We start from the raw sequence: 20269 nt of genomic DNA, 5'->3' as shown, positions 1-20269 counted from the left end.
TCAGTGGATACCGCCAGGCGGGAGTTTACTCAACATCTCATTGATCGCATCGTCGTACTTGGTGCCGAAGCGGCTCCTGACGTCGTGGATATCGTTCGCCAAGGCCTTTCGCCAATCGCCTCGCGCGATCAGGTCGCGCTGCATCTCCCGGTACCTCGCCTGCATCGAGTTAGGCCCACCGCTGGTGCTCCACAACTGGGCGTGGTCCGCCCGATCCATCTGGATTGCCGGCCCCTGAGAGAACGGGATGTTGGTTGTCGAGTGCGGCGGCATGTGGTTGATCTCAATACCGGGCGGGTTCAGCTTCCGGCCGTCGGGCATCGTCACCTTCAGGTCGCCATGTGTACCGCCTCGGTAGACATGTCCAGGATTCGCCCGCGGCTGCTTCTTGGTGCAAGTACACGGTTGGCCGTTGGCGTTCGTGCCTCCGCCACAGTTGTGGACCAGGAGTGGGCTGTCGCCGGCGAGGACGTAGTACGTGTGGACGCCGGCGACGGTGAGGTTGTGGACTCGTTCGTGGTGGACGCTGCGCTTGACGGCGGTGACCTGGACCCAGGTCCCGGCCGAGGTCTGCAGCCACATGCCTGACTTGAGCTGGTCTGCCTTGACCCACATGCCGCTGTCGGGCAGCCAGACCAAATGAGCATCAGTGGCGGTGATGCTGCCGGTCTTTGACCCGTCCTTGCCGTCAAGGTCAACCGTGAAGGTGATCAGAGTCTTGGTGCCTTCGTGGCTGCGAACGTTGGTGACCGTTCGGCCCTGGTTGTCCCCGGACTCCACATCCGTGGCCAGGACCTGGTCGCCGACCTTCAGGTCCTCGATCGACTTCTGACCACCGTCGGCCATCAGTACCTTGGTCCCCGGTACAAAGCTGTTCTTCCTGGTACAGCTCGGGCCGGATGGCGCCTCGGTCTCCTTCGGCTTGGGTGTGTTGGTGGGCAGCGCCTTCGACCCGTCGGTGGTTGCGTTGACGGCTTTGCGGGTGTCGTTGGCGGTGTCGATGCCGTCGGCGATCTTCTTGCCGGTCTTGGCCAGCTTGGCTGCGGCGACTGCGTTGCCTGCGAGGGGGATGGCGGAGGCCATGGACATGGCGGCGTCGACGTAGTTGCCTTCGGCGAGGTACCAGATGCCGTTGGCCACGTCGGCGACCTCACCGATCACCGGTACCATGCCGGCGACGTCCAGGGCGGCGTGGCCGATGTCCGACCACGACATCCCGAACAGGTGTCCGTCGAGTTCGATGAAGCTGATCGGGTTGCCGCCGGCGAAGGCGTACCGGTTGCCGGTGAACGGGTCCATGGCCAGACCCATGTCCGCCATGGCGCCGCCGTAGGTGTCCCGCGTCAGGAACCGGTTCAGCCCCGGGTCGTAGTTACGGAACCCCATATCGTAGGTGCCCGAGCCCGCGTCCCACCGGGAGGCGTTGAACCGGAACGCGTTGTACGGCTCCTCACCCTCCGGCGCAGCGCCCGGCTTGTCCACACCCGTGAACTGGGACTCGTCGTCCTTGCCGTACGCCGTGTACCCGTAGGTGGCGCGGGTGTTGCCGTTCTCCTTCGTGATGCCGATGACGTCACCGCGTGGCCGGTAGATGAACTGCGAGTACTCCCGGCCGCCGTCGTCCTTGTGCTTGATTTGGGTCAGCTGCTGACCCCACGGCGCGTACTGGTACGACTTCTCGGCCTTGCCGGCGACCTCCTCACGCAGCACCTGGTTGTCCATCCCCAGGTACGTGAACAGCGTCGTCTTACCGGCCGCCGTCCGCGACACCGTCCGGTCGAACGGGTCGTACACGTAGGTCGTCGACTTGGCGTTCGCACCGACACCCGCGACGGTCTTCGCCGTCCGGTCGAAACCGTCGTAGTAGTACTTCTGCGCCCGCTCACCACCGACCGACACCGTGTCCAGCCGGCCCAGCGGGTCGTAGTTGTACGTCGACGTCACCCCAGCCGTCGTGGTGGAGTGCAGCCGGTTCCGGTCGTACTTGCTCGTGCTGGTGACGTTCTCGATCGTCTGCGACACCGTGTTGCCGTTGGCGTCGTAGACGTACGCCTCGGTGGAGGTGCTGTCACCGGTCTTGTCGAGTCGGCTGATGCGGTCCTGCGGGTCGTAGGTGAAGGTGTAGGTGTTGTCGATGTAGTCCGACGAGTTGTCGGCGTTCATCAACTTGAGCACGTCCCGGGACGGGTGCCCGTTGGCTTGGTACTCCAGCGTGTGCTCGGCGACGGTCGCCCCGCCGGAGGTCTTCTCCAGTTGGTGCTTGGTGGCGCCGTCGAGGTAGTACTCGAAGTCCACGGTGTTGCCGTTGGGCTTGGTCTGCTTGAGCAGCTGCCCGCGAGCGGTGTAGGTGAACGACGAGATCTGCTGGTTGCCCGCTGTCGGCGAGTCGGCGTTGGTCACCTTCGCGACCATGTCCCGCGCGTCGTACTCGATCTTTGACCAGGTCAGGTCGTGGGTCGAGGTGAGCGGGTTGCCGTTGTCGTCGTACGTCAGCGCCGTGGTGTTCTTCGGCGTCGCGTCGGTGGCGCCGGTGAACTCCTTGACCGTGGAGATCTGGTTGAGCTGGTCGTAGGCGATGTCGTACCGGCTGATCTTGGCCCCGGGGCTGAGGTCCTTGACCTCGACCAGCAACCCGTTCGGGTTGTACTTGTAGGTGAACTCCTTCTTCTCGTTGTCGACGTCACCGGCGTTGTCCCGCACCAGCTTGACCGCGTCGGCGAGCACCTTGCCGGTCGCCTGGTCGGTGATGGTGATCTTCTGGATGCCGTCCTCGACGAAGGAGTAGCTGCCCAGGCTGATCCAGGTGCCGGTGTTCTGGGTCTGGTTCACCGTCTTGGTGACGCTGCCACCGTTGTGGGTGATGGTGAACTTCGCGTCCGTCGCGGCACCGGTGACCTGCGGGTGCCGCACGAACACCTCGTAGCTGCCGTCGCGCGGGACGTTCAGCTGCCAGTTGAACTGGGCCGAGCCGCTGCCCGCCGGCGCGGTGGCCACGTCGTAGCCCCACTGCCCGGTCGCGCCGCCGCTGCTCCAGGCGCCCTGGCTCGCGGTGTTGTTCGAGTCGGAGTTGTCGACCAGGATCACGTCCTTGCCGACCGGCAGGCCGTCCTCCGAGCGCCCCTTCTCGTTGCCGGAGGGGTAGTACTCCCACGTCATCGTCCGCGTGGTCGACCCACCGGCCGAGCTCAGCGTGTTCTTGGTCTGCTGGCCCAGGTCGTTGTAGTCGTACGAGTTGACGATGTCCCACGGGTCCTTGGACGTCTTGGTCCACCCGTTGTCGTAGTAGGTGTACTCGGTGTCGTTGCGGACCGTTTGCCCCTCGGACGGGGGCGCGCTGACCTTGGCCAGGTTGCCGATCTCGTCATAGGTGTAGAAGGTCTTGTCCGGCGTGTTGTAGCGGCTGTCGTCCTTGTCGTAGGACGACCACTCCTCCTTCTTGCGGTTGAGCGCGTCGTAGACGGTCACCACGGCGAAGTCGTCGGCGTCGTCGGTGGTGTTCACCCCGCGCGGGGTGATCCCCTTCGTCTGGTTACCGACCTGGTCGTACTCATACCTCGTGGTGCGGTAGGTGATCGCGCCGGCGCCGTCCTTGGTGTGCGGCACCTTCGACTCGATCAGCGCGCCGCGGGCGTCGTAGGCCGCCAGCGACTCGTTGCCCTCCGCGTCGGTGGTCCCGACCGTGAGGCCGTCCTTGTCGAACCGGGCGGTGGTGAACTTGCCGAGCGCGTCGATCGTCTTGACGACCCGGTGGTTCCAGTCGTACTCGTACTTGGTCGTGAAGTCGTTCTCCGGGCTGGCGGTCTTGCGCGCGTCGTACAGCACCGTGACGTTGCCGACGTTGTCGTACTCCGAGACCACCTTCTGACCGAGACCGTTGGTGACCTCGATCGGCTGGTAGATCGCGTCGTACTTGGTCGTCGTGGTGTAGTCGCCCACCTCGGAGGTCAGGTTGCCCTGCGGCTCCGTGACAGTCAGGACGTTGCCGACCTTGTCGTACGTCGTGGTGGTCTTGCGCTCCGGATCGGTCACCAGATCCTTCGGCGCGTACGACTCAATCACCTGGTCGGCCTTGTCGTAGACCGAGGTCGACGCCGTCCCGTTGGCCGCGTACGCCGTGACGATGTTGTCGTTGGCGTCGTACACCGAGGCCTTGGTGGTGATGAAGCGGTTGTTGGCCGCGTCCATCGGCTCGACCTTGTCCTTCGGCCGGCCGAAGGTGTCGTACGCCTGGGTGACCTTGGCGTTCTTGCCGTTCTTGACCTCGAGGACGTTGCCCCGGTCGTCGTAGGTGAAGTACGAGAGCCCGCTGCCGGCGTCCTTGATCTTCGCCGGGTAGCCGCTGGCGTGGAAGTCGAGGTACTCGGTGGTGTTGCCGTTGGCGTCCTTGGCGGCGACGAGCTGGCCCCACGCGTCGTAGGTGTTCCGGCTCGTGTAGTCGCCATCGGTCGCCGTGGTGTTGCCCACCGGGTCGGTGACCGTCTCGACGTCACCCGCGGCCGTGTACGTGAACGTCCACTTCCGGCCCTCCGAGCTGGTCTTGCTGATCACCTCGGCCACGTACCCGTTGAGCTGGCGCTGGTAGGTCAGCACCGTGCCCGGCCAGCCGTTGCGGACCGCCTCGGCGTCCTTGACCTCGGTCGGGTAACCGGTCTTCGGGTCGTACGCCCAGGTCGAGACCGCGCCGTTGGCCTCCTCCAACCGGATGACGTTGTGGTCGTCGTCCCAGCCGAGCTTCGTGACCTCGTTCTTCGCGTTGGTCGTCTGGTACGCCCGGCCGTAACCATCCAGCAGGTACTGGGCGGCGTGGTTCTCGGCGTCGGTGACCGTGGCGTTGATGTTGCTGCCCTGCGGGCCGTCCGGGTCGACGTAGCCGAACTGGGTGAGGTAGCCGAGCCGGTCGGTGTAGGACTTGGTGGTCCAGTGGAACTTCGGGTCGTCACCGGTCTGCGGGTAGTTGTAGACCAGACCGGTGGCGTTGCCGCGCGGGTCGGTGACCTTGACCAGCTTGACGTTCTTGTTCCCCTGCGTCATGTCGTAGGCGAACTTGAACGTCTTCGGCGTCCCGTCCGTCGACCCGGCTCCGTCGATCAACTCACCGAGCAGACCCTTGTCCGTGTAGGTGAAGGAGAGCTTCCGCCCCGAGATGTCGGTGATCTGCGAGATGTGGTCAATGATCTTCGGGTTGGTCAGGTTGGTCCCGGACTTCCGCGTCCAGGTGATGTCATCGATGTAGTCGAACGCCTGACCCTTCGCGAAGTAATCAACCGTCAGGGTCTTCCGACCCGTCGCGTCGGTGATGTACTTGAGGAACTTCGTCGGCTTGTTGTTCGACTTCCGCTCCTCGTACGTGAACACCATTTCGTTGCCGTTGTTGTCCACGATGCTGGACAGGAAACCCTCGCAGTCATAGAAGAACTGCGTCCGGTCCGGCCGGGTCAACACCCACGCCTTGCGCTCCTGGGTGTTGGGCTTGCAGTCCACGCTGCTGTACTTCTGCAGGTAGAGATGCACACCCTTCGGGCTCTTCCACTCGCCTGCGGTCGCGTCCCAGGTGAACCAGTGGCTGGTGCCGTCCCCGTCGGTCAAGGTGACCTTGGTCGGGTTCGGATTCGGGTGGAAGTCCAGGGGTGCGCCGAGCCGCATCATCGAGCTGGCCTGCAGCGACCACCCGTAGCCGGCGACAGTGTCGCTGGTGTCGAGGGAGTTGTAGGCCAGGCGAACGAACGTCGACAGACCCCGGGAGGGGTTGTTGAACGCGTTGTACGACCAGACGGTGTTGCCGGAGTACAGGTTGTTCATCAACGTGCCGCCGGCACCGGTGTTCTTCCCCGCGTACGAGTAGAACTTCTCCAGACCCAACTGGTCGGAGGTCGGCTCCTCCACCGCCACGTTCTGCGGCAACGGCTGGATCGCCGGAGTGGTCTCCGACAGCTTCTTACCGGTCAGCTTGTTGCGCAGGTCCCACTTGAGCACGTAGTCGGTGCGCTTGTTGCCCTCCGTGGATGACGGCGGGGTCTTCACCTGCGCGTTGACGTCCACCGTCCCGCCGGCCGGGACACTCTTGGGCAGCGGGGTGACCACCTCGAAGGAGGGGTCCGCGCCGTCGGTGGTGCCGTCGGCCCGCTTCCAGTCATACCCGAGTTCCCAGTCGCTGGGGTTCCAGGCGGCCAGAGTCGGGTTGGACAGGGTCACCGGCACCGTGTACGCGGAGTTCGCCGTCGCCACCGTCGGGGTCGAAGCCGCGTAGTACGTCGACTCCGCGGTCTGCTCCAGGTAGGTGACTTCGAGGGTCGGGCGGAGCATCGGCTCGGCGCCCTCGGACGAGAGCAGCATCGCTCGGGCGGTCTGGTTGACCTCGTCGCGCTGCCGCAACAGCAGGCCGTTGTTGCTGGCCGAGTTCTTCAGCCAGCCGTCCACGGCCGGGGTGACGTCCCAGGTCTGCCACTCCGGGTCGTTGGTGATCCCGGTGGTCGAGGCCTTCCAGGCGGTGTCGTAGTCACCGCCCGCCGTGGTCCAGGCGTTGACCCCGTCGTAGGTGTTCCAGGTCGCCTTCGTCTCGGTGAAGTTCCGCTTGAGCTTGTACACGTCGACGTACTCGTCGGTGTCCGTGCCTGGATACAGGTACGTGTTGTACATCCGCAGCTCAGCGTCCACGACCTGCGCGTCCGTCGGGATCCCGGTCAACGCCGGGAACTTGATCAGGCCGCGGGTGTCGCCGTAGTAGGTCGAGTTGTTGCCCGGGCTGACATAGGGATCACCGTCGTAGACGTCCACGTTCTCCGTCGGCCGCGCCTGCGACAGGGTGGTGTCGGTCTGGCCGGTGCGGTAGATCCGGGTGATCTGACCCGCCTTCGGGAGGATCGCCGGCTGCGTCGGGCCGGCGATGAGCTGCCCGTCGGTGGTTTTCACCGCGACCATGTAGTAGTAGAACTTCCGCGCCAACGGGTCCGTGTTGTCCGCCGGCGTCGGCACCGCCGTCGTGTCCTGGTACGTCCGGGTACCGGTGGACACCGGGGCGATCAGCGTCGCCGCCGACGGCGTGTAGTTCTGGTAGATGCTGCGGTGCACCTGGTACTCGACGATGTCCGAGCCCGAGTACGCCGGCCAGTCCAGGACCGCACCGGTCGACGTGATCGTCGTCGGCGGGTTCACCGCCACGCCAGGACGGCCGTAGGTGACCACCAGCTTCGGCAGGTTGAAGTCCCGCCGGGCGTTGTTGTACGCGAACTCCGACGCCTCGTAGATCGGGCCGCCGCGGCCCTTCGTCGCCTCGTCCAGGGCCTTGAGCATGAACCCGTAGTTCGGGTACGTGCGGTTCACCCAGTCCTGCACCACACTGCGCACCGGGAACGAGTTCCACACACTCGACTTGGCGTACTTCTTCACCGCGCCGGCCTTGGTGAACCGCACCGCGTCCGCGTTCGCCGACGTGCCCGGCACACCGTTGAGCACCACCTTCCCGGTGGTGCCCGCCACGAACGGATGCGTTCCCAACGTCACCCACGCGCCCTGGCTGTCCGGCGTCTTCTGGTTGATGTTGTACGTCTTCGACCCGCCCGAGTAGTGCACCGTGTACGGGGCGTTGTCCGGCCGGTCGGTCGCACCCACGTAGTGCACCTCGACCTGGTAGTCACCCGCCTCCGTGATCGTCGGCACCCACGTATGCGTGTCCGACCCGCTGGAACTGCCGTGATACCGGTAATCGCCGTTGATCGCCTTCGGCGTCAACGTTCCGTTCGTCGAGTACGGCCACGACCCGACCACGGACGTCCCGGAATCCCCGTCATCCTTGAGCACCACATTCCCGGCTGGCGCGCCAGCGAACTTGGTGTTCATCGACGACCACGTCGCACCACCCGTGCCGCCCTCGACCCAGTCCGCGGTCACCCGATGCGCCTGCATCGGCACGTCATACGCCCAGTCCGTGTGCGTCTGCGAGTAATACAACTGCAACTGCGCGTCATCGATCGGCGTGTTCGCCGGAATCGAATCCACATTGAACTTGAGCAACGACCGCCACACCTGGCTCGACGTCGTACCCACCGGCAACTGGTACGTGTCGTTGTAGTTCTTCGTCGCGTTACCCGAGAAGATCGCCACGTCCTGACCGTCGGTCGGCACCGGCTGGATCTTGATCGTCGGGTCGACCACCACCGGATACACCCGCGCCTTGTCGGTCAGCCAGGCGGCGTCCGCGGACACCGTCACCGTGGTCTGCCCGTACACCTGCTGCACTCGCTGGGTGACCTTGTCCGACCACACCTTGCCGTGCGGCGACGACTTGTCGTCCTTGCTGTCGTACATGAACGGCGCCGGCATCACGAACACCGGCTCACCACCACCAGGGCGCACGAACGCGATCGACCCGTCCGCCCGCTGCCGTGCGGTCAGGCCGGCGGTGTCCAGGGTGAACGTCCACGACACCGGCCCGGCCGGCGCCTTCCGCAGGACGATCTTCTCCTTCAACGCGGTCGAGGTGACGTCGTAGACCACGTCCGCGCCACTCGCGATGCCCGGATAGGTCACCGTCGACCCCGACACCGTCGGCGTCACCGTCTTCGCCGCACCGGTCAGGCCCAACTCGATGCTGCGACCCTCAGCCTCGAACCGCACCAGATCCTTCGAACTGTCACCGAACAGGCTCGTGAAAGAGTTCGTGCGGTTGCCCTGCACGTACCCCTTCTCGTTGGTCGGGCGGACCGTCGTGTCGATGGCCTGCCACCGACCCTTCGCATCCCGGTAATGCACCGGCATCGACGAAATCTCCGCCTGCGTCCGACCATCCGACAACTGGAACGTCTTCGTGTTCGCGGTCCGCTCGCCGGTCAACTCCTTGACCCGCTTCTGCGCCGGCCACGCCTTACCCACCGGCGGCTTTTCGTCCCGGAACAACCCGGCGCTGACCACCTCCGGCCGCGCCCCACCCGAACCAGAACCAACCAGCCCACGCGCCGCATCACCGATCCGCGACAACAGACCGTCGTCGCCATCCTTCGCACCGCTCGCCGCCTGGTCGGCACGGCCGGCCCGGTCGGGATCACGGCCCGACAGGGCCTCCATCCCGCCCATCGTGGCCACCAAGGCCACCGCCAGGCCCCCGATCAGGAGGCCCCTCGCACGTCTCTTCACCATCACCCTCCGGTCCCATGGAGACACGACGAGTGAAGGCTAGAGGCCATCGATATATGGGCCGATATACGCAGCGATATATCGGCAAGAGGAGCTCGCTCATGGTTAGGTACAATGTGGACACGACCACCGAGCTCGTGCTGAATGAGTTCAGCGGAGGTGCTCGAGATGACGCTCGATCATGGCCGCAGCTCGTGCCGGCGGGCAGGCGCCGAGCAGGAGGTCCGAGGCCAGCCCGCTGACCAGCGCCGCCAGGATGCTCGCCTCGATCCCGGGATCCAGGTCCGCGCGGAGTTCGCCGGCACGGGCGGCGGCGGCTATCTGCCCCGCGAGCGCCGCCGCCAGTTGGGTGTGCCCGCGTCGATACTGCGTGGTCAGTGTCGGTTCGTGCAATGCGCGGATGAACACCGCGACGCCGGCGAGGGCCACGGTGCGGTCTTCGGAAGTCAGGGGCAGCAGCGCGGTCAGGGTGGCACGGAGCAGGGTCATTGGGGTCCGCGGCTCCGGGGCCGCCGCGAGCTGGTCCTGCACCCGTCGGTCGATGCGCTCGCGCAGCTGTGCGGCCGCGAAGACCACTAATTGATCCTTGCTGTCGAAGTAGTGCTGGATCAGGCCGATGGACACGCCGGCCTCGACGGCGACGGCGCTCATGCTCGCGGCCTCCAGCCCACGGTCGGCGGCGATCCGCCAGACGGCCTCCGCGATCCGCTGGCGACGGTCGTGGTGATCGACTTGTTTCGGCACGTCGGAACATCCTATGGTTGGTTGCAATATGATCATATTGTAACGAGGAGGTCCGATGTCGCGCGAGAGGAAGGGTCAGTTCACCTCACCGGCCGCCCGCCAGCACTTCGAGGCGGTCTACCACGACGGAATGCGGCTCCTGCCGACTCCCGCAGCGGTGAATGATGTCCGAACGGACTTCGGAAGCGTTCGCGTGTACCGCTTCGGATCGGCCGAGGGCACCCCGATCGTGCTGCTGCACGGCCGAAACGGAACCACTGTGTCGTGGCGCCCGAATATCGCGGCGCTGGCCGAGCGCCGGCGCGTGTACTCGGTCGACCTGCTCGGGGAGCCCGGTGCCAGCGTGCAGACCGCGGCGATCCGGGACGCACAGGATCAGGCCGCCTGGCTGGACGGCGCACTGGCAGGTCTCCGACTGGACGCCGCTCATGTCGTGGGCGTGTCCATCGGTGGATGGCTGGCCTGCAACTACGCCGTGCGCCGACCCGAGCGGGTGGCGTCGCTGAGCCTGCTCGACCCCGCCAACACCTTCGCCCGCCTACCGATCGGCGTGGTGCTACGGACCATTCCCACCCTCCTCCCGATCGTGTCGACGTGGGCACGGCCGCGGTTCCTGCGCTGGGTCGACGGTCAAGGTTCCGATCCGGGGGCTGATCCGGTCGGGCGAGTCATCGACGCGGCGATGCGCTGCTACCGTCCCGCGCTGCCCCAGCCGGGTTACTTCACCGATGAACAGCTGCGTTCGCTGGCGATGCCGGTCCTGGCGGTCGTCGCCGGGCGCAGCGTCATGCACGACCCCGCCCAGGCGCACCGACGTGCCCGAAGGCTGATCGGGAACGGGCAGGTAGAGCTCTGGCCGGACGCTACCCACGCCATCTCCGGCCAGTACGCCGACAAGATCAACGCTCGAATTCTCCGCTTCGTCCAGCAGCCGGGCTGACGCGACAGCGAGGAGTGGTCGGGGTGACCGCGGGAGGGTTGCCCCAGACGGGACAAATCGCGCGACATCGTCGATGACCCGTCGTAGCGTGGCCGGCGGTCTTGTCGTACCCGAGCGGTAGGAACGACGTGGACGGCGGACGGGGGTGGTCGACGGTTGGTTGTTGCGGTGGGTCCAGTCGGCGATCCGGGCGGCGTTCATGCCGCAGGCGGTGAGGATGTGTTGGACGCGGGTCTTGGGTAGGCCGGTGATGGAAGTCTCGGCAGCGAGAATGGGAACGAGAGAGGCCGCGACCGGCGTTTCCGCTGGTCACGGCCTCGATCGTTTGCGCGCCCGAAGGGACTCGAACCCCTAACCTTCTGATCCGTAGACCGATGCTTGCCTATGGGCCCTCCCACCAACAGTTCGTTGGAGTGTCAGGCATCAAGTGGAGACACCGAATGTTCGGCGGGCTTGTGGATTGGGACGTTCTCGCGGAGCTTGGCCCGCCAGCGGCGAGGAACCAGAGCCGTGACGACGAGGAGCCCGGAGAGGACTGCGAGAAGGAGCAGCAGTAGCCAGGGGAGGGCCCAGGCGTGCGTAGTGGCCTCGACGGTGGCGAGTGGAGCGATCGAGCCCGACACGTCGGTGAGCAGTGGGACGAGGGTGACGGTCCCCGTCAGCTTCACCGCGGGAGCCACTCCTGGTACCGGCACGGAGACCTTCCAGGTGTCACCTGGGAGCAGCGGGGGCGAGTCCTCGATCTGCCCCGCGCGGACGTTCAGGCCCCCGAAGGGGCCGGAGATGGACACCGCCTGCCGAGCGGTGACGATGGCGTTGCCCGTGTTGCGGATCGTGTACGTGACGGTGGCGTCACCCTTCCCGAACGGATTGGGCGTGCCCGAGTAGCGCACCTGCAGATCCTCCACCGACAGGCTCGGCTTGAGCGCTCCACCCACCCGCAGGCGGATCCGAATGCCCACACGCCGGGCCACATTCGTCCCATCCGATTTGCTGGCCTGCGTCAGCGAGGTGACGACGCCGCCCAGGTAGTCGCCGGGCGCGGCGTTGTCCGGAAGGGTGAGCTGGAACGGCACCTCAACCGACTGGCCGGGCCCGACCGTCACGTCGGGGCGATCCGTGTGGATCCACGCACCGATCCCTGTCGACTTCGCGTCCTGGGTGACCAGGTCGAGCTGGCCCTCCTTGGTGGTGAACCCGTCGGCGGCGTACACGGCCAGGTTGAGCGGCGTGGCACCGTGGTTGACGACGACGAGACCGTCCTTGAGCTGCCCGCCGGGGTTGAGGGTGTAGGTGTAGTTCTGCCGGCCGGACCCGAAGTTGTTGGAGGCCGTCCTGACTGCCCAGGAGACGTCGCCGTCCGCCGCGGCGGCGGGTCCGGCCTCTACTGCGAGGAAGCCGAACGCGGCGAGCAGCACCACGACAGTGGCCTGGGCGAGGACTGCTGCGGTCGTACGCGGTTTGGGCAGGTGCATCTGATGATCCTCGGACGGTCTGGGAGCGGCGGGATGGAACACGTGCGGTGGGGGGGGGCCCCCCCCGGGGCCCCCCCCGCCACCGCCAGAGCATCCTCCTCCGCTCGGTCGGCGCAGGCTACCGGCGGCGGCCCGGCCAACCGATTGCGGCTGCGTCGAAACGCGGCAGCGGAAGGTCATTGCCCTCGGGCAGACTGTCGATCATGTCGCCCCGATCCGTCGCCGACCTCGTCACCACCGTCCGGTCCGGACGGCGTGTCAAGTACCTGCACTTCTGGGGTCACCGCCCGCAGCGGGACGGCAGCGTCGGCGCCGGCTGCCTTAGCCAGTGGTGGCCGGCGCCGTTCACGGTGGACGGCCGGACGTACGCCACCGCCGAGCACTGGATGATGTGGCACAAGGCCACGGTGTTCGGCGACGCAGAGATCGCCGACAGGCTGCTCGCCACCGGGCACCCGCAGCGGGCCAAGGCGCTCGGCCGGCAGGTCCGCGGCTTCGACCAGGCGACCTGGACGGCGCGCCGCTACGACATCGTGGTGGCCGGCAGCGTGGCCAAGTTCGGCCAGCACGAGGAGCTGGGGCGCTTCCTGCTCGGCACCGGGGAGCGGGTGCTCGTCGAGGCGAGCCCGGTGGACCGGATCTGGGGCATCGGTCTGGCCGCCGACGACCCGTGCGCCGATGATCCGGCCCGATGGCGAGGCGAGAATCTGCTCGGCTTCGCCCTGATGGAGGCGCGCGCCACGCTGCGCGCGGCCCGGCCGTGACCGCCCCGCGCCCTCGCTCCGGCGACGAGCCGCTGTTGCTCGTGTCCGGGGATGGCGGGCGGCGGTTCGGGGAGTAGTTCTGGTTCACGCCGGAGGGGCGGCGCCGCAGCCCCGTCGGGGCCGAAGCCTGACGGCTCACGAGCCAGGCGGGTAACGTGCTGCGGCGTGACCGTCACACCGTACTCGCACTGCTCGTACTGCGGCGCCGCCTATTCGGCGGAGGCCGGCTGGCCGCGGGTCTGCGCGGCCTGCGGCGGGACGGTGTGGCGGAACCCGCTGCCGGTCGCGGTGGCGGTGCTGCCGGTCCGGACGCCGACCGGCCTGGGCGTGGTGGCGGTCCGCCGGGACATCGAGCCGGCCCGCGGTCAGCTCGCGCTCCCCGGCGGTTTCATCGAGTACGGCGAGGAGTGGTCGGAGGCGCTGGTCCGGGAGCTGCGGGAGGAGACCGGCCTGCTGGCCGATGCCGAGCAGGCGCGGCTGTTCGCGGTGCACGGCGCGCCGGCCGGCGGCACCATGATGGTCTTCGGCGTGCTGCCCGAGCGGGCGGTCGGCGACCTGCCGCCGTCGGCGCCGACCGAGGAGGCCACCGAGTGGCTGGTCCTCACCGAGCCGGTCGAGCTGGCCTTCTCCACGCACACCCGGGTGCTGGCCGACTTTCTCGCCGAGCAGCGGCAGCCCTGATCCTCGTCTCCGACGGCATCGTCCGCCACCCGGTCACCGCGATCTGACCCAGTTGTCGCCAGTCGGCGTGTTGTGGCGACAGCTTCACGGTCAACGCGGTCCGGGCGGGTCAGGCGGTCAGGTAGGCGGCGGGGACGAGGTCGGTCAGCCAGACGCCGTTGGCGCTGCGGTAGAAGACATAGCCGTTGTCGGCCATGCCGGCGGCGTCCACGGTCAGCACCACCACCGCACCGCCCCGGCGCGCCCCGACCCGGCGGGCGGTCGCCACGTCCGGCGACAGGTGTACGTGGTGCCGGCGGCCCCGGCGTAGCCCCTCGACCCGGATCGCCGGCAGGACGCTCTCGCTCGTGCCGTGGTAGAGCCGGTCCGGCGGCGGGGTCGGTGCCAGGCCGAGGTCCACCGGGACGGAATGACCCTGGCTGGCCCGGATCCGGTCGACACCGTCGGGTCCGCGCTCGACGGCGAAGCGCTGCTTGTCGTTGCCGGCGACCACGGCGTCGAGGTCGACGCGGCTGATCCGCAGCGCGGCGAGCAGGTCGGCGACGGGCACCCAGCCGGCCCGGTCGAGCGCCAGGCCGAACCGGTCCGGGCGATGCCGCAGCGCCAGCGACATCCGCTTGCTCACCCGGACCAGATCACGATGATCCACACCATCAGTGTGGCGCACGCCGACGCACCGGTCGACGGATATCAGCCGCCGGCGGCCGGGCGGTCAGGCGGCGGCGCGATCCGCGAGGGGGCGGCGCCGGCGGGCCGGGTCGGTGAGGACGGGCGGCGACCAGGCGCCGTCCGGCTGGTAGAGGTTGGTGCCGGGTGGGACGATCTCGTCGATCCGGTCGAGCACCGCGTCGTCGAGGGTGAGCGACGCGCCCTTGAGCAGGCCGTCGAGCTGCTCGATGGTGCGCGGCCCGATGATCGCCGAGGTGACCCCGGGATGCGCGACGGTGAACGCGACGGCCAGCTCGGGCAGGGTGCAGCCGACCTCGTCGGCGAGCGCGACGAGTTGCTCGACGGCGGCGTACTTCGCCGCGTTGCCGGGCAGCGCCGGATCGAAGCGGGCCGGAGTGAGCGCCGGCCGACCGGCGGCGAGGTCCACGGTGCGGCCCTGCCGGTAGCGGCCGGACAGGAACCCGGAGGCCAGCGGGCTCCAGACCAGCACGCCCATGCCGTACCGCAGGCAGACCGGGAGCACCGCAGTCTCGATCCCCCGGGCCAGGATCGAGTACGGCGGCTGCTCGGTGCGGAACCGGCCGAGCGCCCGCCGCTCGGCGACGTGGTGCGCCTCCACGATCTCCTCGGCCGGGAAGGTCGAGCAGCCGAAGGCACGGATCTTGCCGGCCCGGACCAGGTCGGTGAGCACCCCGAGGGTCTCCTCCACATCGGTGGTGTGGTCGGGCCGGTGCACCTGGTAGAGGTCGATCCACTCGGTGCCCAGCCGGCGCAGGCTCTCCTCCACCTCCCGGACGATCCAGCGCCGGGAGTTGCCGCCCCGGTTGGGTCCCTCCCCCATCGGGAAGTGCACCTTGGTCGCCAGGACCACGTCGTCCCGCCGGCCGCGCAGCGCCTTGCCGACGATGACCTCGGACTCGCCGGCGGAGTACATGTCGGCGGTGTCCACGAAGTTCACGCCCTGGTCGAGGGCGGCGTGGACGATGCGTACGCAGTCGTCGTGGTCGGGGTTGCCGACCGCGCCGAACATCATGGTGCCGAGACAGTGGGTGCTGACCTGGATGCCGGTGCCGCCGAGAACGCGGTAACGCACAGGGTCGTTCCTTCCTGAGGGGGTACGCCGCGTTGACCGGGCGGCGGCCGGTCCGGCAACCCTAGGAGTTCGAGTGCACTCGAGGTCAACCGGTCAGCCCGGCCCCTCCCCCGCCTCGGCCAGGTAGCCGGCGGCCTGGAGCTCGAACAGCTCCCGATAGGGCCCGTCCTGCGCCATCAGCTCGTCGTGGTTGCCCTGCTGGATGAGGCGGCCGTGGTCCAGCACGAAGATCCGGTCGGCGTGTCGGACGTTCGCCAGCCGGTGGGTGATCAGGACGACGGCGCGGTCGGGGTGCCGCCGCAGGTGCTGGAAGAGGGCGTTTTCGGCCCGGGCGTCCAGGGCCGCCGAGGGTTCGTCGCAGATCAGCAGCCGGGCGTCCCGGTAGAGGCCGCGGGCGGCCACCAGCCGCTGCCACTGGCCGCCGGAGAGGTCCTGTCCGTTCTTGAACTGCCGGTCGAGCAGCGTGTCGTACCCGAACGGCAGCCCGGTGATCATGTCGTGGGCGGCGGCGCCGCGGGCGGCGTCCTCGACGGTCGGGCCGGCGGGGCCGGCGGCCCGGTCGTGCCGGCCGATCCGGATGTTCTGCCGGGCGGTGAACGGGAACTTCCGCCAGTCCTGGCTCATCACCGCCACCTGGCCGGCGGTCTGCCGAGGATCCAGCTCGGCGAGGTCCACCCCGTTCCAGCGGATCATCCCCTCGGTGGGCCGGTAGAGGCCGGCGATGAGCTTGGCGAGGGTGGTCTTGCCGGACCCGTTCTCGCCCACCAGGGCAACCACCTCCCCCCGCCGGACGGTGAGGCTGACGCCGTCCACGGCCCGGACATTGGTGTCCGGGTAGCACATCGTCACCTGGTCGAGCTCGATGTGTTCGACGGCGTCGACGCCCCGGTCGCCGCCAGCCGGCACCCGCTGCCCGGCGCGGTCGACGAAGTTTCGGTAGTCCTGGTAGTAGAGCGCGTCCTCGTAGAGCGAGTTGGTGGCGAACACGGCGGTCCGCAGCCCGGCCCGGGCGGACTGCACCGCCAGCAGGGCGGTCGCGGCGGCCGCGAGGGCCACCACGCCGGTCAGCAGCAGGCCGCCGAGGACCGCGTAGAGGGCGAACGCGGCGACCCCGGTGATCGACAGGCCGACCGCGCGGGTGGCGGTCAGCGCGCGGGCCAGCCGCAGCTCGGCGCGGGTCTCCAGACCGATGACCCGGCGATACTCGGCGAGCAGGAAGTCCCGCATCTGGTAGGCCCGGATCTCCGCGGCGGTGTGCCGGTCGGCCATCAGCTGGGCGAGCATCCACATCCGACGGCGCCGGGTGATCCGGCCCAGCCAGTCGAGGTGCCGGCGGCGGGCCATCTTCACCGCGGTCACCGCCTCCGGCGCGGCGGCGAGCAGCAGGCAGGGCAGCAGCACCGGCTGGATCACGGTGACCGCGACGGCGGTGGCCAGCACCCCCACCAGCCCGGTGACCAGGTTGACCGTGTCGTCGACGATCGACGCGGCCTCGGCCATGCCCTTGTCCCGGGCGCGGTCCATCTCCTCGGCGAAGCCGGCGTCATCGAAGGCGGCCAGCTCGACCGCCGTGGTGGTCTCGAAGAGCCGCAGCTCCACCTGGTAGTTGATCTGCGGGATGAGCCGGGCCTGCGCCCAGCCGGCGGCGATGGTCAGCGCGCCGCGTGCGGTGACCGCCAGCGCGGCGAGAAGCAGGGCCGGCAGGGCGGCGCGGATCCGGTCGGGGGTCGGACCGGCGGCGAAGAGCTGCCGCAGCACCCCGGTGGTGGCGAGCAGCCCCAGCGTGGTGAGCACGCCGGCGGCGACGTTCAGCCCGATCGAGGCGAGGGTGTCCCGGCGGCTGGTCGCCCAGGCCAGCGCGACCGCCTCGCGGACCAGGGCGGGGAGCCGGCGGGCCACCGAGCCGAAGCTGGTGTGGGCAAACTCGGTGGCCCGATGCATCCAGTGGCCGTCCTCCAGTTCCGGCAGCGGCTCCGCCGCGCCGTCGGCCGGCTCGTCCTCGTCGGACGGAGGCCGGGGCCCGATCACCGTCGTCATGGGCCCTCCTCGCCGGTACGGTCAGTGACCGGAGCGTACGATCCGCTACTTCACGCTGTCTCCCCGTAGTCGGCGTGTCGAACAGGTGTCGCAACCGGCGTGGCGCGTGGCGCCCGTTCCAAGGGATGGGTGATGCCCGGTCCCGTCGCGCGCACCTCCGGTGGGTGGCAGGCTGGTGGGGTCGCCGGCAGCGGGGCGACGACGGCCCGCTGGCAGACCACGTCGTGAAGGAGAAGATCGACCTGATGGCTGTGGACGTCACCACCACGGACGAATGGCAGGCCCTGCGCAAGCACGCCGAGGAACTGCGCGGCACCCACCTGCGGGACCTGTTCGCCGCCGACGGGCAGCGGGGTGAGCGGCTCACCGGCGACGTCGCCGACCTGCACGTGGACTACAGCAAGAACCTGGTCACCGACGAGACGCTGCGCCTGCTCACCGCGCTCGCCGAGCGGGTCCGGCTGACCGACCGGATCGCCGCCATGTTCGCCGGGGAGCACATCAACTCCACCGAGGACCGGGCCGTCCTGCACACCGCGCTGCGCCTGCCCCGCGACGCGTCGCTGGTGGTGGACGGGCAGGACGTGGTCGCCGACGTGCACCGGGTGCTGGATCGGATGTCGGCGTTCGCCGAGCGGGTCCGATCGGGCGCCTGGCGCGGATACACCGGCGAGCGGATCACCACCGTGGTCAACATCGGCATCGGCGGCTCGGACCTCGGGCCGGTGATGGCGTACGAGGCGTTGAAGGCGTACCGGGACGCCGGGATCAGTTGCCGATTCGTGTCCAACATCGACCCGACCGACATCCATGACAAGACCACCGACCTGGACCCGGCCAGCACGCTGTTCGTCGTGGTCTCCAAGACGTTCTCCACCCAGGAGACTCTCGCCAACGCCGATCAGGCGCGGCGCTGGCTGCTCGCCGGGCTGGACGCCGACGACTCCGCGATCGCCCGGCACTTCGTCGCGGTCAGCACCAACGAGCAGCGGGTCCGCGACTTCGGCATCGACCCGGAGAACATGTTCGGCTTCTGGGACTGGGTGGGCGGCCGGTACTCGCTGCCGTCGGCGGTCGGCCTGTCGGTGATGCTGGCGATCGGGCCGACGCGGTTCCGCGAGATGCTGGCCGGCTACCACGCCGTGGACGAGCACTTCCGGACCACGCCGGTGGAGCGGAACGTGCCGGCGCTGCTGGGCCTGCTGAACGTCTGGTACACGGACTTCTTCGACGCGGAGACCCACGCGGTGCTGCCCTACGCGCAGTACCTGCACCGGTTCCCGGCATACCTGCAGCAGCTCACCATGGAGAGCAACGGCAAGTCGGTGACCGTCGACGGCCGGCCGGTGACGTACCCGACCGGGGAGATCTTCTGGGGCGAGCCGGGCACCAACGGCCAGCACGCCTTCTATCAGCTGATGCACCAGGGGACGCGGCTGATCCCGGCCGACTTCATCGCGTTCAGCCAGCCCAACCACGACCTGGGCGACATGCACGACCTGTTCATGTCGAACTTCTTCGCGCAGACCGCCGCGCTGGCCTTCGGCCGCACCCGGGAGCAGGTCGAGGCGGAGGGCACCCCGGCCGACGTGGTGCCGCACCGGGTGATGCCGGGCAACCACCCGACCACGTCGATCATCGCGCCGAAGCTGACCCCGTCGACGCTGGGCCAGCTGATCGCCCTGTACGAGCACATCGTCTTCACCGAGGGCACGGTCTGGGACATCAACCCGTTCGACCAGTGGGGGGTGGAGCTGGGCAAGGTGATGGCCAACCAGCTCGCGCCCAAGCTCACCGGTTCCCACCCCGAGCTCGGCGACGTGGACTCGTCGACTGCGGCGTTGATCCGTCGCTACCGAGCCCAGCGCGGCCGCGACTGACCCGCATTCCGGCGCGGTGACCGCCATGCCGAGGAGCGACCGCTAAGGGCTCCGAGGTATGGCGGTCCGGCGGGCGCTGGGCCGGTCGCGCGGGTCAGTCGCGGAGGAACTCGGCGTGGGCGGCCCGGAGCCGGGCCAGCGCCGGGTCGCCGGCCGGGACGCGGCGCTCCAGCTCGGCCCAGACCTCGGCGAGGGCGTCGGTGAGCGCGCGCCGCTCGGCCGCGTGCCGCCGGCTGCTCTGCCGGTGCAGCTCCTCGAGGCGGCGGGACCAGCCGGCGCTGATCGCGGCGATCCGCTCGGCGTCGGCCCGGGCCTGGGCCGCCGTGCGCGCCGCCGGGGCGGGCACGATCGCGGCGACCGGGCGGGTGTCGCCGTCGCGGGTGACGACGGTGACGGTGTCGGTCAGCTCGGCGAGGGCGACGAGCTGGGTGAGCCGGGTGCGGACCTCGCGCAGCGGCAGGGCGCGCGGCTGGGGGGACCGGTCGGCCAGGGCGGGGGCAGCCATGGACAGATGTTCACGCCCGGGTACGACAAAACTGCGCCGCGTGGCGGTGACGCGGCTCAGCGGGCGGCCGGGGCCTCTGCCGTCCACTCCGGTGCCAGCACCGACCAGACCTCCATGTCGGCCCGGCCGGTCGGGCCCGGGGCGGCCGCGCGGAGGACGCCGTCGCGGCGCATGCCCAACCGTCGGGCGACGGCGATGCTGCGCTCGTTGCCGGCCTTCGTCACCCACTCCACCCGGTGGATGCCACGCTCCCGGACCGCCCAGTCGATGATCACCCGGGCGGCGCGGGTGACCAGTCCCTGCCCCTCGGCGGCGGTTGCCGGTACGGCGGACGCTGGTCGCCACGACGCCA

General features: G+C 68.8%; 11 protein-coding genes and 1 pseudogene. 4 read left to right on the top strand and 8 right to left on the bottom strand.

The window, feature by feature from the left end; genetic code table 11:
- Together ACFYM6_RS09295 and ACFYM6_RS09290 are read right to left on the bottom strand one after the other, a co-directional pair.
- The gene (locus ACFYM6_RS09295) at positions 1 to 9060 is read right to left on the bottom strand and encodes a DNRLRE domain-containing protein (RefSeq protein ID WP_387273831.1); all 9060 of its coding nucleotides are present in this window, start codon (positions 9058 to 9060) and stop codon (positions 1 to 3) included.
- Between the two features lie 219 nt (positions 9061 to 9279).
- Complete coding sequence (locus ACFYM6_RS09290) at positions 9280 to 9873, bottom strand: TetR/AcrR family transcriptional regulator (protein ID WP_387273829.1); 594 nt, start codon at positions 9871 to 9873, stop codon at positions 9280 to 9282.
- A 130-nt stretch (positions 9874 to 10003) separates the two neighbouring features.
- On the opposite strand from ACFYM6_RS09290, the gene ACFYM6_RS09285 reads away from it, so the two are divergent.
- Positions 10004 to 10813, top strand: coding sequence for an alpha/beta fold hydrolase (locus tag ACFYM6_RS09285; RefSeq protein ID WP_387273827.1), 810 nt, complete (start codon positions 10004 to 10006; stop codon positions 10811 to 10813).
- Positions 10814 to 11229: 416 nt separating this feature from the next.
- Here the strand turns inward: ACFYM6_RS09285 and ACFYM6_RS09280 are convergent, their stop codons facing one another.
- On the bottom strand, positions 11230 to 12288 hold the full coding sequence (locus ACFYM6_RS09280) for a WxL protein peptidoglycan domain-containing protein (protein ID WP_387273825.1): 1059 nt from the start codon (positions 12286 to 12288) through the stop codon (positions 11230 to 11232).
- Positions 12289 to 12491: 203 nt separating this feature from the next.
- Here ACFYM6_RS09280 and ACFYM6_RS09275 point away from each other — a divergent pair, with 203 nt between their 5' ends.
- Positions 12492 to 13052, top strand: coding sequence for an NADAR family protein (locus tag ACFYM6_RS09275; RefSeq protein WP_387273823.1), 561 nt, complete (start codon positions 12492 to 12494; stop codon positions 13050 to 13052).
- Between the two features lie 165 nt (positions 13053 to 13217).
- Complete coding sequence (locus ACFYM6_RS09270) at positions 13218 to 13733, top strand: NUDIX domain-containing protein (RefSeq protein WP_387273821.1); 516 nt, start codon at positions 13218 to 13220, stop codon at positions 13731 to 13733.
- A 109-nt stretch (positions 13734 to 13842) separates the two neighbouring features.
- Here the strand turns inward: ACFYM6_RS09270 and ACFYM6_RS09265 are convergent, their stop codons facing one another.
- The 3 genes from ACFYM6_RS09265 to ACFYM6_RS09255 form a co-directional block, all read right to left on the bottom strand.
- Entirely contained in the window at positions 13843 to 14382 is a 540-nt protein-coding gene (locus tag ACFYM6_RS09265) for an RNA 2'-phosphotransferase (protein WP_387273820.1), read from the bottom strand.
- Positions 14383 to 14445: 63 nt separating this feature from the next.
- Positions 14446 to 15495 carry an aldo/keto reductase gene (locus ACFYM6_RS09260; RefSeq protein WP_387273818.1) on the bottom strand — a complete coding sequence of 350 codons (1050 nt, stop codon included), beginning with the start codon at positions 15493 to 15495 and terminating at the stop codon, positions 14446 to 14448.
- Between the two features lie 93 nt (positions 15496 to 15588).
- Positions 15589 to 17532, bottom strand: a complete 1944-nt coding sequence (locus ACFYM6_RS09255; RefSeq protein ID WP_387273817.1) for an ABC transporter ATP-binding protein — start codon at positions 17530 to 17532, stop codon at positions 15589 to 15591.
- A gap of 245 nt (positions 17533 to 17777) precedes the next feature.
- On the opposite strand from ACFYM6_RS09255, the gene pgi reads away from it, so the two are divergent.
- A complete protein-coding gene (gene pgi, locus ACFYM6_RS09250) occupies positions 17778 to 19412 on the top strand; it encodes a glucose-6-phosphate isomerase (RefSeq protein ID WP_387274532.1) in 1635 nt (544 codons plus the stop codon).
- A gap of 94 nt (positions 19413 to 19506) precedes the next feature.
- Here pgi and ACFYM6_RS09245 read toward each other — a convergent pair whose 3' ends face one another.
- Positions 19507 to 19917, bottom strand: a complete 411-nt coding sequence (locus ACFYM6_RS09245; RefSeq protein WP_387273815.1) for a type II toxin-antitoxin system Phd/YefM family antitoxin — start codon at positions 19915 to 19917, stop codon at positions 19507 to 19509.
- A gap of 56 nt (positions 19918 to 19973) precedes the next feature.
- Positions 19974 to 20228, bottom strand: a pseudogene (locus ACFYM6_RS09240) (GNAT family N-acetyltransferase); the annotation flags it as partial.
- Positions 20229 to 20269 lie beyond the last annotated feature (41 nt).

Source organism: Micromonospora sp. NPDC006431 (assembly GCF_042870725.1).
Taxonomy (GTDB): Bacteria; Actinomycetota; Actinomycetes; order Mycobacteriales; family Micromonosporaceae; genus Micromonospora.
Note: the sequence above shows the minus strand (reverse complement) of the source record. Positions and strands in the feature narration are given on the sequence as shown.

Excerpts from the sequence above, each read along its gene's own strand:
- ACFYM6_RS09280 (WP_387273825.1), bottom strand. The coding sequence starts at position 12,288 with ATGCACCTGCCCAAACCGCGTACGACCGCAGCAGTCCTCGCCCAGGCC.
- ACFYM6_RS09275 (WP_387273823.1), top strand. The coding sequence starts at position 12,492 with ATGTCGCCCCGATCCGTCGCCGACCTCGTCACCACCGTCCGGTCCGGA.
- ACFYM6_RS09255 (WP_387273817.1), bottom strand. The coding sequence starts at position 17,532 with ATGACGACGGTGATCGGGCCCCGGCCTCCGTCCGACGAGGACGAGCCG.
- ACFYM6_RS09245 (WP_387273815.1), bottom strand. The coding sequence starts at position 19,917 with ATGGCTGCCCCCGCCCTGGCCGACCGGTCCCCCCAGCCGCGCGCCCTG.
- pgi (WP_387274532.1), top strand. The coding sequence starts at position 17,778 with ATGGCTGTGGACGTCACCACCACGGACGAATGGCAGGCCCTGCGCAAG.
- ACFYM6_RS09295 (WP_387273831.1), bottom strand. The coding sequence starts at position 9,060 with ATGGAGGCCCTGTCGGGCCGTGATCCCGACCGGGCCGGCCGTGCCGAC.
- ACFYM6_RS09285 (WP_387273827.1), top strand. The coding sequence starts at position 10,004 with ATGCGGCTCCTGCCGACTCCCGCAGCGGTGAATGATGTCCGAACGGAC.